The sequence below is a fragment of the Clostridium sp. AM49-4BH genome, assembly GCF_003478335.1.
In the GTDB taxonomy this organism is placed as follows: Bacteria; Bacillota; Clostridia; order Lachnospirales; family Lachnospiraceae; genus Butyribacter.
In genome coordinates, this window is sequence record NZ_QUFB01000024.1 from 1 (window position 1) to 14,760 (window position 14,760).

Genomic DNA, 14,760 nt, shown 5'->3' on the forward strand with positions numbered 1-14,760 from the left:
CTTCAGATTCCACCTCACGATGGACACCCTTGGTCTTGGCTGTATCCTTCCCACTACTAGGGCGGATTAGGGACTTTCACCCATTGGCGACGTGCGCCGCAAGGCGCACCTCAATAAAAGGGCAACGCATTAACGTTGCCCCTGTATGAATTACTTTTGATCTTCTATTCTTCATCTGCTGCCTCGCTCAGCATTTCAATTCCTTTACGGATACGTGCAAGCGACTCCTCTTTTCCAAGGATTTCCATAATCTCATATGCACCGCCCGGTGTCATCTGTTTGCCGGAAACTGCAGTTCGAAGTGGCCACAGTACACGACCATTTTTCAACTCTTTTTCTGCGATATAGGCTTTGCATACTTCCTCAATCTCATCAATTGAGAAATCTGTCATTGCCTCCAGTCGTGGTAACATATCTTGCAACACTTCCAATGAATTCTCTGTGTTGGTCTTCATCTTCTTGTGTGTATACATCGCTACATCATACTCTGGTAATTCCTCAAAGAAGTCAATCTTCTCTTTGATATCCGGAAATACTTCAATACGCGTCTTCAGCAATTCAGCGATCTTCTTAAGATCGTAATCTTTCGTCACCACTTCTTTAACAACCGGAAGAGCATGCTCCATATATGCATCCATATCCATTGCCTTGATATATTCACCGTTCATCCAACGCAGTTTTACAATATCAAAAACAGCCGGAGATTTACTAATATGATGGTAATCAAACACTTCCTCTAGCTCTTTCAGTGAGAAAATCTCTCTGTCTTCTGTCGGACTCCAGCCCAGTAACGCAACAAAGTTAATGATTGCCTCTGGCAAAAATCCCTGATCCAACAAATCTTCTACAGATGAATGTCCACAGCGTTTTGAAAGCTTTTTATGATTCTCATCTGTAATGGTTGGACAATGTACATACTCCGGCACTTCCCAGCCAAACGCCTCATACAGACGATTATATTTTGGAGCAGATGAAAGATACTCATTGCCTCGCACTACATGAGTGATCTCCTGCAAATGATCGTCTACAACATTCGCAAAATTATATGTTGGATAACCATCTGTCTTGATCAAGATCATATCATCAAGTTCTGCATTATCTACCTCAATATCGCCGTAAATGGCATCATGAAAGGTCGTTGTTCCCTCTGTCGGATTGTTCTGACGAATAACGTAAGGAATCCCTGCGTCAAGCTTTGCCTGAACTTCTTCTTTGGAAAGATGCAGACAATGCTTATCATATTTTGCAATTTCCTTGCCATCTTCTGTTTTACTGGATGCTCTCAGCTCTTCCAAACGCTCTTTCGTACAGAAGCAGTAATAAGCCTCTCCTTTTTCCACCAATTGTTTAGCATAGTCCAAGTACACACCTGTCTTCATACGTTCACTCTGCACATATGGACCATAACCACCATCTTTGTCTGGTCCTTCATCGTGCTGCAATCCGGTAAGTTTCATTGTATTATAAATGATATCCAACGCTTCCGGCACAAAACGCTCCTGATCGGTATCTTCAATACGAAGCACAAACGTTCCATGTTCATGGCGTGCGATCAGATACTCATACAATGCGGTTCTCAAATTACCTACATGCATGCGTCCTGTTGGACTAGGTGCAAATCTTGTTCTTATCTTGCTCATTCTTTTCTGCCTCCTGAATTTTGTCTTTCTGCTTCTTTTTCTTATTCTGCGGAAGAGGAATGTCTACCACATACTTAAACAATTCACATAAATCCCCATACGCACGATAGTTGGCGCGATCATCACCTACCATCTCGTGGGTATTTAACAGAAGCATTTTATCGCCTTTATAGTATTTCGTCAAATTTAAACACAACGGAGATCTTATTGATGTTCCAACGATCAGTAAAAGATCAGCGTTTTCTACAGCATTTGCTGCAGCCGATATTTTGCCATTGTCTACCATTTCGCCTAGCAAAGTAAATCCAGGCCGCAATGGCACACCACACTTCGTACATGACGGTATTCCTACCGCATGTCGTATAAAGTCTGATCCGTATACCTTACCACAGTTTGGACAATAGTTCTTCTCCACAGAACCATGAAGCTCTATCACGTCATCGCAACCAGCCATCTCATATAATGGATATACCGTTCGCTTCACGATCGCATCAAGCTTTCCTGCCTGCTGAAGACGCAAAGCACCTTCGTGTATCGAAGTCGGTTGCAATGCGCAATTTAGTATGATCTCCTTATAATATTGGTAAAATATCTCTACCCTTTTTGACAAAAACATGGATGAAATAATTTCATCATTCGAGTATCCATATTTTTGCTCAATATCATATGCAATATGTTCTGCGCGAACGCCATTTAATCCCGCTGCGCGTGCCACGCCAAGTCCACTGATCAACACAATATGGTCACTCTCTCTAGTCAATTTTCTCATTGCCTTTAATGAAGCTTCCATAATAATCCTCCCTTCTCCCACAGCCCTGCAAATTATGGGGCCGTCAGACACCAATTTGCAATTTTTGATCCGTCTGGATCATTTTTCCCCTAAATACTTACAAATACACTCCACTGTTTGGTCGATGCCAACAAAATCACTACGTATAACCATATCATAGTTATTAAGATTGGTCCATTTCTCACCTACATGGTAATTGTAATAATTCGCTCGTCTTTTGTCATTTTTCAATATGATATCTGCTGCCTTATCCGGTGCTTCTCCATATTCTGATATCACTCGATCAATTCGAAACTTCATGGATGCTTTCACAAACAAATTGACAATATTGTCCCGCTCTTTGAGAACATAGTCGGCACATCTGCCAACAATAACACACGGTCCCTCATCTGCCACTTTACGAATGACATCCGATTGTGCCAAAAAAATTCTATCATCCAACGATAATCCATTGAATCCAAAATCTTGATTGCCATACACATTGATCCCCATTGCAAGAGAATATAACAGACTGTTTGTCGCTCGATCCTCTGCTTTTGCAAAATTTTCCTCTGCAAAACCACTCTCTTTCGCAGCTCTGGTGATCAATTCATTGTCATAAAATGGAATTCCATAATATTCTGCTACTTTCTGTCCAATCTCTCTACCACCGCTGCCATACTGTCTGCCAATTGTGATTACCTTGTTCATACTAGCACCTCCAATCTCACTGTCTACACCTTCCGCTTCAACCAGAGTATTTCAAGATCATTCTGCAGAAATTATGCTCGGAATTGATGTCTGAATATTAACATCCGCATCATAATCCACGCCTTCTATACGAAATCCAAATATTTCGTAAAACTCCTGCCAATACCCATCAATATCCGTTAGTTCTGACAGGTTTTCCGGAGAAATTTTCTTCCAGATCTTTTTAACCTCCTCTTGAACCTCCGGTTTCATTTCATAATCATCCATACGGATCAAATGATTCTCATCTGTAGGCACTCCCCCCTCCACGCAAAGTCTGTCATGAACAAGTCGATACATTTGCTCAATACAGCCTTCGTGTAAATTCAATTCCTTCATCACCTTGAATAGAATTGATATATACAACGGAACGATCGGAATTGCGCTGCTTGACTGTGTTACCACCGCCTTATTAACTGCAACATATGCCTCTGTTCCCTGTATGTGTTCATTGATTTTATCTGCTGTGCGATACAGATCCTGCTTTGCCTGACCAATACTTCCATCATAATAGATCGGATACGTAAGCTCCGGTCCAATGTAGGAATATGCAACTGTCTTCGCACCATCCGCCAACACATCTGCTTCCTGCAATGCTTCCATCCAAAGCATCCAGTCCTCGCCACCCATAACCTTGATCGTATCATTGATCTCCTCCTCAGTCGCAGGCGGAATCGTTACTGTGGTGAGTTCATTTGTCAACAAATCAATACTTTGATTCGTAAATTCTTTATCTACTGTTTTCAAAACAGAACGATATGTCACCCCATCCGGAGCCTTACGACGCGGTGCTGCAAGACTGTAAATCACCATATCCACCTGACCAAAGTCTTTCTTGATCAATGCGATCGTCTCCTCTTTAATCTCCTGAGAATACGCATCTCCATTAATTGACTTCGCATAATGACCATCATTCTGTGCAAACTGCTCAAACGCCGCTGTGTTGTACCAGCCTGCGCTGGCTGTTCTCTTCTCCTTACCGGGCTTGTCAAAAATAACACCGATAGAATCTGCGCCACAAGCATATGTAAGTGCAATTCGGCTTGCGAGCCCATAACCCATAGACGCCCCCAACACAAGTACTTTCTTAGGGCCTTCTGCTTTCGGCTGAGACTTAACATATTCAATCTGTCTTCTCACTGATTCTTTACATCCCTCCGGATGCGCCGTCGTGCACATAAATCCTTTAACTTTTGGCTGAACTACCATTTTTATCCTCCATTTTCTTATCTGTAATGAATCGATCAACATCTACATATGTTGAATTATCCTCTCATATATACTTCCCGGTACTACAATAATAACCTTGCTGTTTCTCCATTCAAATTACGATGTTTTAGGGTTATTATAGCACAAAAAAGATAGTAATTCAATCGTACACGCACTCGCAACATATGTCAAGTAATAATTTTTTTAATTTTTTTTACAACATTTCTCTTTACAAGGAACATTTGTTCTGCTATACTACTAATACCCCAAAAGAAAGGAATTGTTTGTATGAGACCTCGTTACATTACTATCCGCTTGGCAATCTCCACATGTTTGTGCATGATAGCTGTCCTAGGTTGTCTTTTGTCTTTATTTTACAAGGGAACACCTACTGCTTTACGAACTCCCGGAGCAGCTTTTTGTGGACTGAGCAGCTTATTCATTATATATAGGATCATATGCCTGTCACATAAAAGATCCATCTTCCGCAAAGGTGTTTATCACTCCCGCGACCTTGACCAGATATCCGGTGCTGATTTCGAGGCACTATCTTGTGATATACTGGTAGCAAACGGTTTCGAATTTGCAGAGAATACGCAGGCAAGTGTTGATTTTGGTGTAGATGTTTTGGCAAGACGCGAGGGTATAACTTACGCGATCCAGTGCAAACGTTATGACTCCCCGGTTGGTATTGATGCTGTACAACAGGTCTATGCCGGGCGTGCATATTACGAATGCCATGTCGCAATGGTACTTACCAACCAATATTTTACCGGAAGCGCACGCAAGCTGGCAGATAAAATAGGTGTTGTTCTGTGGGATCGAGATATGTTGGAAGAACTATTACAGTAGTCCAGGAAGGAGGCTCTTATGCACACATGTAAAGTATCTGTCCGTGACTTGGTGGAATTTATATTACGCTCCGGTGATATTGTATCTTCTTCTACCGGCATCCGAGATACTGATGCTATGCAGGAAGGCACTCGTATTCACAAAAAGCTGCAAAAGCAGATGGGATCACAATACCATGCCGAAGTCCCATTAAAATACACATCCTCTGTGTGCTATGATAACCTTTCTTTTGCAATATCCGTGGAAGGACGCGCTGACGGCATATTCCCGAAATCTCTCCTTCCAAGGCTGTACGATTTTGCTGACTCTTCAAGCGAGATCCCCCTAGAAACCGAGGCCGAGCATACCCATCCGATAATCCCATGCCGCACTATAATTCATGATGATTCCGAGGCACCTACTGACTTTATTGATGAGATCAAGGGCATATATCGCAATGTACACACAATGTACGAGCCCATTGCCGTTCACCGTGCTCAGGCGCTGTGTTATGCGTATATTTATGCCTCACAGGAACACCTTTCATCCATTGGTATCCGCATCACTTATTGCCATATTCCCACGGAAGATATCCGCTATTTTTATGAAGTGATCACCTATGAGGACCTTCACCGATTTTATGAAACACTATTAACGGAATACGCAAAGTGGCTTGCTTGGCAGATACACTGGCAAGAAGAACGCGATGCCTCTATACGCCCGTTGGAATTTCCGTTTGTATATCGTAACGGACAGGCCGATCTTGTGAAAGGTGTCTACCAATCTATCCTACGACAAAAACGGCTCTACATCGAAGCCCCTACCGGCGTAGGCAAAACAATTGCAACAATATTTCCCGCCGTTAAAGCAATGGGGGAACATTTGACAGGGAAAATCTTTTACCTGACCGCCAAAACGATTACTCGTACGGTTGCTGAAAACACCTTCGCACTTCTGGCCAACCACCATGCAGCCCTCAAAAGTATCACCTTAACTGCCAAAGATAAGATCTGCATTCTAGAGAAAGCAAACTGTCATCCGGCAAATTGCGAACGTGCCAAAGGTCATTTTGACCGTATTAACGATGCCGTATATGATCTTATCACTCACGAATCACAGATCACTCGTGATATCGTAACGCAATACGCCTTAAAGCATGAAGTATGTCCTTTCGAGCTCAGTCTGGATGCTTCTCTTTGGTGCGATGCTGTGATCGGCGACTATAATTATGCCTTTGACCCGGATAGCCACCTCAAACGCTTTTTTTCAGATGGCACTGCCGGAAGTACAGCGAATCTTTTTTTAGTAGATGAAGCACACAATTTGGTTGACCGTGCCCGCGATATGTACTCTGCAGTTTTGATCAAAGAAGACGTGTTAGAGACCAAACGTCTCCTTAAAACCAAAAGCAAAAAGATCACAGCTTCTTTAGAAAGTGTAAATCGTGCACTTTTAGATCTGAAAAGACAATGTGACGAACTTCTCATCTGCACACTGTCTATGACAGATGCTTTGTTAGGACGCTTACTTCGACTTCAAAGTGTAATGGATGAGTTTTTACAAGATCCCTCTTTCAGTGAGAAAAAATTATCGGAGGAACAATTTAGCCAATTACTGGATTTTTACTTTAACATCCGTTCCTTTGTAAATGTATATGAGTTGGTTGATGAACACTATCTGATTTATTGCGACTATAATGATAACAGCAATTTCTGTGTTCATTTACAATGTATGAATCCATCTGCCAACCTGGAACAGTACCTTGCCATGGGACGCTCCGCTATTTTTTTCTCTGCAACACTGCTTCCTATTCAATACTATAGAGAGCAACTTGCAAGCCGTCCTGAAGATTACGCTATCTATGCCCCATCGCCGTTCCCTGGTCACAACCGACTATTACTGGTCGGTCGGGATGTCAGCACTAAATACAGTCGACGCGGAGCTGCAATGTATGCCCGAATTGTAGACTATATATTACGATTTGTGCATGCCAGATCGGGCAACTATATGGTCTTTGTTCCATCCTATAAGATGCTGCAGGATATCTATGATATGATCGCCTCCTCTGATGCCAGTCAAGATCTAACTCTGCTTACACAAAATGCCACAATGGATGAGCAAGAACGAGAAGAGTTTCTGGCGCATTTTTCAGAATCTCCCACCACAACGACTGTAGGATTATGCGTCTTGGGCGGAATATTTAGCGAAGGAATAGATTTGAAGGCAGAACGACTGATAGGTGCTGTGATTGTGGGAACAGGCCTGCCAATGGTTTGCAATGAAAATGAACTCTATCGACAATTTTTTGACGGGGAAATTTCATCATTTTCAACAGGTTCTGAAAACGACGAAGCAACAATAAGAAACACCAGACATGGTTTTTCTTATGCATACCAATATCCGGGCATGAATAAAGTCCTGCAAGCAGCCGGACGTGTCATCCGTACCGAGCAGGACTATGGTTGTATCCTTTTATTAGACGATCGTTTTTTGCAGGGCAGTTATCAATCCCTCTTCCCACGTGAGTGGTTTCCGCATTATACAGTCACCCCTGAGACTATGACTGAACACTTGCTCAAGTTTTGGGAGGCACACAGCACTTAACTTTCCGTCCGTTTGCCAGGAATAATAACTCCCGTTATCATAAACGGCTGTCCCTGTTTATCCGGAACAACTGTCCCTGTTTATCTGGAACGGCTGCCCCCGTTTATCAAGAGCGGTAATCTCCGTTTATCTTCACATAATCGTATGTAAGATCACAGCCCCATGCCTTAGCAGATGCTTCGCCCTGATTCAAATGAACATGAATATAAATTTCATCTTTGTTCAATATTTTGGCCGCTTCTTCCTCGGAAAAAGCAACCCCTGCACCATTTTTACATACTGCTACTGTTCCGACTTCTGACTCCAACTCTACTGCCACTTTGTCAATATCGAACTCCGCTTCCGCATAACCAATTGCGCAAAGGATTCTTCCCCAGTTAGCATCTTCTCCGAACATAGCACATTTAAACAATGGGGATCGGATTACACTCTTCGCCACAACAATTGCTGTTTCCTGATCCGGTGCTCCATCACAAGAGCATTCTAAAAATTTAGAAGCACCCTCTCCATCTGCTGCCAACATTTTGGTCATATTCTCCATAACAACGTACAATGCTTTTTTAAACAGATCGAAATCAGCATTTTCCTCCGTAATCTCTGCATTTCCGGCTAAACCATTTGCCATAACACTAACCATGTCATTTGTGGAAGTATCACCATCTATACTCAAACAGTTGTATGTAACTTTAACAACTTCTGATAATGCCGCCTGTATCATTTCTCCGGAAATTGCCACATCCGTCGTGATAAAGTTAAGAGTGGTAGCCATATTAGGATGGATCATGCCGCTGCCTTTTGCCATGCCACCTAGTCTACATTTCTTACCATCCAAAAGAAATTCTACTGCAACCTCTTTCTGTACGGTATCTGTTGTCATAATTGCTTTTGCCGCAGCATCGTGTCCATCGATGCTTAATCCCTCTGCGAGTTCATGCATAGCATTTGCAAACGGCTCTACAGACATTGGTGCTCCGATGACACCGGTTGAAGCAACAATAACACGATCTGCTGTAATCCCCAATTCGTCAGCTGTTAACTTACAAACAGCATTTGCCACTTCTACACCATTGGCATTACAGGTATTCGCATTCTTCGAATTCACGATCACTGCCTGTGCTTTGCCACCACTTTGCGCAAGATTTGCTTTCGTCACCAAAATAGGTGCACCCTTCACTTTATTTTGAGTATATACTGCTGCTGCTGTACATTCCTTCTCACTAAATATCATTCCAAGATCATTTTTTGTTTTTACCGGATTAATACCGCAATTTAATCCATTAGCCGTAAATCCCTGTGCAGCACACACACCATTTTCCACATACTCATACCCAGCATACTCTTTCTTTGTCATTTTGTCCTCATTTCCGCACACATGCTATTCTGACAAATTTATACCACGTGTGCAAATATATAAATCTGCCGACTCAGATAGATGCTGTAATTCAAAGTCGAGTTTAACCACTACTGCACCTACCCGCCATTGTAAAAAGCCATCCCTATAGTAACAGATTCCGCAAAAAAAATACCATCCTTTTCCCATTGCAAAAAGATGGTATTTATAATCTTCCTATAGCGATAAAGATATAATCTAAGGACATGTACTTACCACAACTAGTCAACTTAATCACAGTTTACTCTTAAAGCGTACATCGCCATAGGCAATGCATGTACTTACCGCAACTAGCCAACTTAATCACAGTTTACTCTTAAAGCGTACATCATCATAGGCAATGCATGTACTTACCACAACCAGTCAACCTGATCACAGTTTACTCTTAAAGCATACATCGTCATAGGCAACGCATGTACCTACCGCATACTAGTCAACTTGATCGCAATTACCCGATCGACCTTATAAGTGCATTTCGAATATTTACAACCGGAAAATACTGTATATAAATATTGTCCATATACCATACTTCCACAGGCTCTTGGTGGAATTGTAGTCTTCTTCGTATACGCTTTTTTTGCCACACCGCCTGACGCTGCCGGTGTCGAAAATGCAGGCTTATAGGTGCGAATTTGGGACAAATAGCCGGACTGTTTGTTGTTTGACTGAGAACTTCTCACCACATACATATAACCATTCGCGTCAAAGGATACGGCTCTCGTTCGATTTGGCATTGCCATATAATATTTACGTGTCAACGATACTGCACCTGTTGTATTGGTTTGTACTACATAGCCATACATTCTCGTTGCAAGCTTCGAATTATAAGCTCCAATCCATAATACATGATCTCTGTATGCCATATAAGAACCATTTGTTGCTATGGAATAAGTTTCATCAAACGCAGCTAATTCCGTGTATGAGTTCCCTGACGCTACCGCTTTTGAGATCATCTCATATGAAAAACGAACAACTTTTTTCCCTTGTGTCAGCCACACATTCTTGCCATCATACGCCATTGCATTAATTTTTGTCTTATTTGGCATAACCAACGTCGTAATATATGATTTTGAAGACCGGCTTAATACGTAGATGACAGATTCATCCTCTCCATTATATGCGTATGCCGATACAAGCATATAGGCACCTGCTGCGCAGCCTCCTTGTGGAAACATTCGATTATTGGCGAAACCTGCTACGTTGGTTGTTTTCATCCCTGGTATAGCAAAGCTTTTCGTATAGTTTGCTTTACGCAAAAATGCATATTTCTTATATGCCGGAGACTTCTTAAACTTTGCTGTGCTGGAATACTTTCTTGCACCTTTCGATGTCGCACTTACCGTTATAGTCTTAGCAGCGTAGGCTTGCGAAAGCTCTCCTTCTACCGGAAGACCATTGGCATTCAAAGTGTAGGCAGATATCTTAAAGTAATAAGTTTTATTTTGCTCTAAAGATTTTTTAACATATTTGCAAGTACCGGGATTCGTAATTGTTTTTGTTCTTGTATATGTCCCTGTCTTGCTTGTCGCATAGTAAATATAATATCCGCTCGCATCTTTTTGTTCTGTCCAATATAACTTGACGCGCTTAGAACCACCTTTGATCTGTGTTACCTGTGGCGCTATCGGCGCGGTTACTTCTGTAACCTGTGGTGTTGCACTAGGTTCTACTGTAGCCTGCGGTGTGTTGCTCGGCACTGTCGTTGGCTGCTCACTAACCTGCGGTGTGTTGCCCGGCACTGTCGTTGGCTGCTCACTAACCTGTGGTGCATCATCTGGTTTTGCGGTTGGCTGCCCACTAACCTGTGGTGCATCATCTGGTTTTACAGTCGGCTGTCCACTAACCTGTGGTGTGTCATCCGGAACTGCACCCGGCTCTTTCGTAATCTGGGGGCTGGATGCCGGATCTAATTCTGTCTGTGGCGTGGCACTTGACCCTACTCCTGAAGATGCTTCATCTGCAGAAATATGCATGCTATTTGCTGCATACGTCCCGCTCACTATTAATGCTGCTGATAATACAAATGATAATAATCTTTTCATAAATTCTATATTCCTCTTTTCTTTTTGGATGAAAATGTTGAAGACTCTGTAACACTTTCATCTGTTTTTGTAAATATTTCTTCGCCGTCTTTCAACCGCTCCTACCACATTTTCCCTTATATTAACGCTGTTTTTTGTCATTTATATGTTAGCTTTTTCACAGAAAAGTGACAATTTCGACAAATCATCCATACCAAAAAAGAGGTACCACAGAAAATTTCTGCAATACCTCTTTCTATTAAGAGCAATATTAAAATTATACTAACTCAATGAGTACCTGCATAGCAGCATCACCCTTACGCTGACCAATCTTCACGATACGGGTATAACCACCATTACCATTGCGCTCAGCATACTTTGGTGCAAGATCATCCAAAACAAATGCTGCAACATCAACAGTCTTAGTACCACTCTTGCGTCCCTGCATCTCTGCCGGAACCTCAGTGATGTTGTAAAGAACCTTCTGCATCTTTCTACGAGCATGCAGTCTGGATGGCTGATCCTTTCTGATCTCCTTCTCTACTTCATCAAACTGTGTTACCTTCTTACCATCAACGACTTCTTTCACACGCTTACCATCTTTGTCCTTGCGGGCAACCTTAGCAGTAACGGTTACAGTGTCGTAATTATTGCATTCCTTAACACCCAGAGCAATGATTCCCTCTGCGATTTTACGAATCTCTTTTGCTTTTGCCTCAGTAGTAACAATGCTGCCATGATACAACAAATTTGTCACCTGATTGCGAAGCAAAGCTTTTCTCTGGCTGGAAGTTCTTCCAAGTTTTCTATAGCCTGCCATTGTGCTTACCTCCTAATTATTCATCTCCCAAGTTCAAGGAAAGACCTAACTCCTTAAGCTTAGACAATACTTCTTCCAAAGATTTACGTCCAAGGTTTCTAACTTTCATCATGTCTTCCGATGTACGGTTGCAAAGTTCCTCAACAGTGTTGATTCCTGCTCTCTTCAAGCAGTTGTATGAACGAACGGAAAGCTCTAATTCATCAATATTCATTTCCAACACTTTGTCTTTGCTATTCTCTTCTTCAGCCGCAATAACCTGAATACGAGAACTCTTATCAGATAGATCAATAAATGATCTCAAGTGATCGGATAACACCTTTGCAGCAAGACTTACTGCATCACTTGGCTCAATTGTACCATCTGTAAATACATCTAATGTCAGCTTATCATAATCTGTAATCTGACCAACACGAGTATTCTCAACCTTGATATTAACTCTCTCTACCGGAGTAAAGATAGAATCGATTGCGATAACATTGATCGGTAAATCTTCACGTTTGTTCTTATCAGAACTTACGTATCCACGACCATTTACAATTGTCATCTCAATGTAAAGTTTGCAGTCAGGACCACCACTCAATGTAGCAATCACCTGATCCGGATTCATGATCTCGATATCAGAATCCACCTGAATATCAGACGCTCTGACCACACCCTCGCCGGAGGCCTCGATATAAGCAGTCTTGACCTCATCGGTCTCACTGTTATTCTTGATTGCCAGACTCTTGATGTTCATAATAATCTCAGTAACGTCTTCCTTCACACCAGGAATTGCTGAAAACTCATGACCAACTCCGTCAATACGAATATGACTAACTGCTGTACCCGGCAATGATGAAAGCATGATTCTTCTCAGAGAATTTCCAAGAGTTGTACCATAACCACGCTCCAATGGTTCTACTACAAAACGTCCATATTTCTTATCTTCTGAAATATCTGCAATCTTAATATTTGGTTCTTTAAAATCAAGCACTCCCAGTACCTCCTTTTGGGGTTCAATGCTTACCTGATCTGCGAGTTATTATTTAGAATACAACTCGACGATAAGCACTTCATTTACAGGAACATCAATCTGCTCTCTTGTTGGGATTTCCTTAACGACACCAGAAAGCTTCTCATGATCTGCCTCAAGCCAATCAGGAACAAGACGGCCATCTGTTACTTTAAGGATATCCTTATATCTCTGAGCTCCTTTGTGCTTCTCTTTGATTTCGATCACATCACCCGGCTTAACTTCATATGATGGGATGTTTACACATTTACCATTTACTAATACGTGCTTATGACCTACGATCTGACGAGCTTCTTTTCTTGTACGACCATATCCCATACGGAACAATACGTTGTCCAAACGAAGCTCTAAAAGAATAAGAAGGTTCTCACCTGTTGTACCATATTTTAATTTCTGTGCCTTTGCAAAATCATTTCTAAATGGTTTCTCTAATACACCATAAATAAATTTTGCTTTCTGCTTCTCTTTTAACTGAAGTCCATACTCGCTAGGCTTTCTTCCCTGTCTAACATTTCTGTTGGACTTTTTGTCAATTCCTAAGAACTGTGGATCCAAGCCAAGAGTTCTACATCTCTTCAATACTGGCGTCATATCTCTTGCCATGTCATTTTCCTCCTATAATAATTAATCATCAATTCATTGTCATATAAAAATGCAAATTATACACGACGACGCTTTGGCGGTCTACATCCATTGTGTGGAACCGGTGTCACGTCTCTGATGCTTGTTACGTCAATACCACATGCAGACAACGCACGGATTGCTGCCTCACGACCTGAACCAGGTCCTTTTACCATAACATCTACAGATGTTAAGCCGTGTGGGATTGCTGCCTTAGCTGCAGTCTCTGCTGCCATCTGTGCTGCATAAGGAGTGGACTTCTTGGATCCTCTGAATCCTAATCCACCTGCGCTTGCCCAAGAGATTGCATTTCCTTCTGCATCTGTGAGCGTAACGATCGTATTATTAAAGGAAGACTGAATATGTGCCTGTCCATGTCCGACATTTTTCTTGACACGCTTCTTGCCTGTCTTCTTTACAACTTGCTGTTTAGCCATTGTCAAACCCTCCTGTTAGAATTTGTACATACTTACTTATTATTATTTCTTCTTATTTGCGACAGTACGCTTTGGACCCTTGCGAGTTCTAGCATTTGTCTTTGTCTTCTGTCCACGAACAGGAAGACCTTTTCTATGACGGATTCCTCTGTAGCATCCGATTTCCTGCAGTCTCTTGATGTTCATCGCGATTTCTCTACGAAGATCACCTTCCACTGTCTGTGTCTCATCGATCACACTGCTAATACGCTTTACTTCATCATCAGTAAGATCCTTAACACGAGTGTCAGGGCTTACATTAGCCTCTGCTAAAATACGGTTGGAACTAACTCTACCGATACCATAAATATAGGTAAGTCCGATCTCAACACGCTTGTCTCTTGGTAAGTCTACACCACTAATACGTGCCATGTGTACTTTACACCTCCGTTATTTTTTGTTTTGAAAAATAGATACATGATTTTGCAGTAAAATTACTGCACAGCCGCTTTAAACTGTAATCCTATTGCATAGACGTCCTCCAAAATCTCTGCCACAATGAATCCGCATACGCGAACCGCAGTGTATTCTTACGCTGCACAGAAATCATCGGGTTGCCTGCGAAATGGCAACCGGTACTACGCCGCAGTCATCAATCTGCCATGATAGGACCG

Annotated in this window: 13 protein-coding genes; 2 read left to right on the forward strand and 11 right to left on the reverse strand. The window is 42.0% G+C overall.

Going from position 1 to position 14,760, the window contains the following annotated elements; genetic code table 11:
* Positions 1-164 precede the first annotated feature (164 nt).
* From gltX to fabV, 4 genes are all read right to left on the reverse strand, one after another.
* Positions 165-1,640 carry a glutamate--tRNA ligase gene (gene gltX / locus DW981_RS08065; protein ID WP_118507360.1) on the reverse strand — a complete coding sequence of 492 codons (1,476 nt, stop codon included), beginning with the start codon at positions 1,638-1,640 and terminating at the stop codon, positions 165-167.
* A complete protein-coding gene (locus tag DW981_RS08070; RefSeq protein ID WP_118507361.1) occupies positions 1,609-2,430 on the reverse strand; it encodes a Sir2 family NAD-dependent protein deacetylase in 822 nt (273 codons plus the stop codon). The genes gltX and DW981_RS08070 overlap by 32 nt, the downstream gene beginning before the upstream one ends.
* A gap of 78 nt (positions 2,431-2,508) precedes the next feature.
* Positions 2,509-3,120, reverse strand: a complete 612-nt coding sequence (locus DW981_RS08075) for a cytidylate kinase-like family protein (RefSeq protein ID WP_118507362.1) — start codon at positions 3,118-3,120, stop codon at positions 2,509-2,511.
* Between the two features lie 57 nt (positions 3,121-3,177).
* Positions 3,178-4,368 carry an enoyl-ACP reductase FabV gene (gene fabV / locus DW981_RS08080; protein WP_118507363.1) on the reverse strand — a complete coding sequence of 397 codons (1,191 nt, stop codon included), beginning with the start codon at positions 4,366-4,368 and terminating at the stop codon, positions 3,178-3,180.
* A gap of 363 nt (positions 4,369-4,731) precedes the next feature.
* On the opposite strand from fabV, the gene DW981_RS08085 reads away from it, so the two are divergent.
* Positions 4,732-5,220, forward strand: coding sequence for a restriction endonuclease (locus DW981_RS08085; RefSeq protein WP_182434194.1), 489 nt, complete (start codon positions 4,732-4,734; stop codon positions 5,218-5,220).
* 18 nt (positions 5,221-5,238) lie between these two features.
* Complete coding sequence (locus DW981_RS08090; protein WP_118507364.1) at positions 5,239-7,803, forward strand: ATP-dependent DNA helicase; 2,565 nt, start codon at positions 5,239-5,241, stop codon at positions 7,801-7,803.
* Positions 7,804-7,909: 106 nt separating this feature from the next.
* On the opposite strand, the gene argJ is transcribed toward DW981_RS08090, so the two are convergent.
* From argJ to rpsM, 7 genes are all read right to left on the reverse strand, one after another.
* Complete coding sequence (argJ, locus tag DW981_RS08095) at positions 7,910-9,154, reverse strand: bifunctional glutamate N-acetyltransferase/amino-acid acetyltransferase ArgJ (protein WP_118507365.1); 1,245 nt, start codon at positions 9,152-9,154, stop codon at positions 7,910-7,912.
* 458 nt (positions 9,155-9,612) lie between these two features.
* Positions 9,613-11,235, reverse strand: a complete 1,623-nt coding sequence (locus DW981_RS08100) for a fibronectin type III domain-containing protein (protein WP_118507366.1) — start codon at positions 11,233-11,235, stop codon at positions 9,613-9,615.
* 256 nt (positions 11,236-11,491) lie between these two features.
* The gene (locus DW981_RS08105; RefSeq protein ID WP_022025509.1) at positions 11,492-12,034 is read right to left on the reverse strand and encodes a L17 family ribosomal protein; all 543 of its coding nucleotides are present in this window, start codon (positions 12,032-12,034) and stop codon (positions 11,492-11,494) included.
* 16 nt (positions 12,035-12,050) lie between these two features.
* Positions 12,051-13,010, reverse strand: coding sequence for a DNA-directed RNA polymerase subunit alpha (locus DW981_RS08110; RefSeq protein WP_022025510.1), 960 nt, complete (start codon positions 13,008-13,010; stop codon positions 12,051-12,053).
* Positions 13,011-13,058: 48 nt separating this feature from the next.
* Positions 13,059-13,652, reverse strand: a complete 594-nt coding sequence (gene rpsD, locus DW981_RS08115; RefSeq protein ID WP_118507367.1) for a 30S ribosomal protein S4 — start codon at positions 13,650-13,652, stop codon at positions 13,059-13,061.
* A 56-nt stretch (positions 13,653-13,708) separates the two neighbouring features.
* Positions 13,709-14,107, reverse strand: coding sequence for a 30S ribosomal protein S11 (gene rpsK, locus DW981_RS08120; protein ID WP_022025512.1), 399 nt, complete (start codon positions 14,105-14,107; stop codon positions 13,709-13,711).
* Between the two features lie 42 nt (positions 14,108-14,149).
* Positions 14,150-14,518, reverse strand: a complete 369-nt coding sequence (rpsM, locus tag DW981_RS08125; RefSeq protein ID WP_022025513.1) for a 30S ribosomal protein S13 — start codon at positions 14,516-14,518, stop codon at positions 14,150-14,152.
* Positions 14,519-14,760: the final 242 nt, after the last annotated feature.

Excerpts from the sequence above, each read along its gene's own strand:
- DW981_RS08070 (WP_118507361.1), bottom strand. The coding sequence starts at position 2,430 with ATGGAAGCTTCATTAAAGGCAATGAGAAAATTGACTAGAGAGAGTGAC.
- rpsK (WP_022025512.1), bottom strand. The coding sequence starts at position 14,107 with ATGGCTAAACAGCAAGTTGTAAAGAAGACAGGCAAGAAGCGTGTCAAG.
- DW981_RS08100 (WP_118507366.1), bottom strand. The coding sequence starts at position 11,235 with ATGAAAAGATTATTATCATTTGTATTATCAGCAGCATTAATAGTGAGC.
- DW981_RS08075 (WP_118507362.1), bottom strand. The coding sequence starts at position 3,120 with ATGAACAAGGTAATCACAATTGGCAGACAGTATGGCAGCGGTGGTAGA.
- fabV (WP_118507363.1), bottom strand. The coding sequence starts at position 4,368 with ATGGTAGTTCAGCCAAAAGTTAAAGGATTTATGTGCACGACGGCGCAT.
- rpsD (WP_118507367.1), bottom strand. The coding sequence starts at position 13,652 with ATGGCAAGAGATATGACGCCAGTATTGAAGAGATGTAGAACTCTTGGC.
- argJ (WP_118507365.1), bottom strand. The coding sequence starts at position 9,154 with ATGACAAAGAAAGAGTATGCTGGGTATGAGTATGTGGAAAATGGTGTG.
- DW981_RS08090 (WP_118507364.1), top strand. The coding sequence starts at position 5,239 with ATGCACACATGTAAAGTATCTGTCCGTGACTTGGTGGAATTTATATTA.
- gltX (WP_118507360.1), bottom strand. The coding sequence starts at position 1,640 with ATGAGCAAGATAAGAACAAGATTTGCACCTAGTCCAACAGGACGCATG.
- rpsM (WP_022025513.1), bottom strand. The coding sequence starts at position 14,518 with ATGGCACGTATTAGTGGTGTAGACTTACCAAGAGACAAGCGTGTTGAG.
- DW981_RS08105 (WP_022025509.1), bottom strand. The coding sequence starts at position 12,034 with ATGGCAGGCTATAGAAAACTTGGAAGAACTTCCAGCCAGAGAAAAGCT.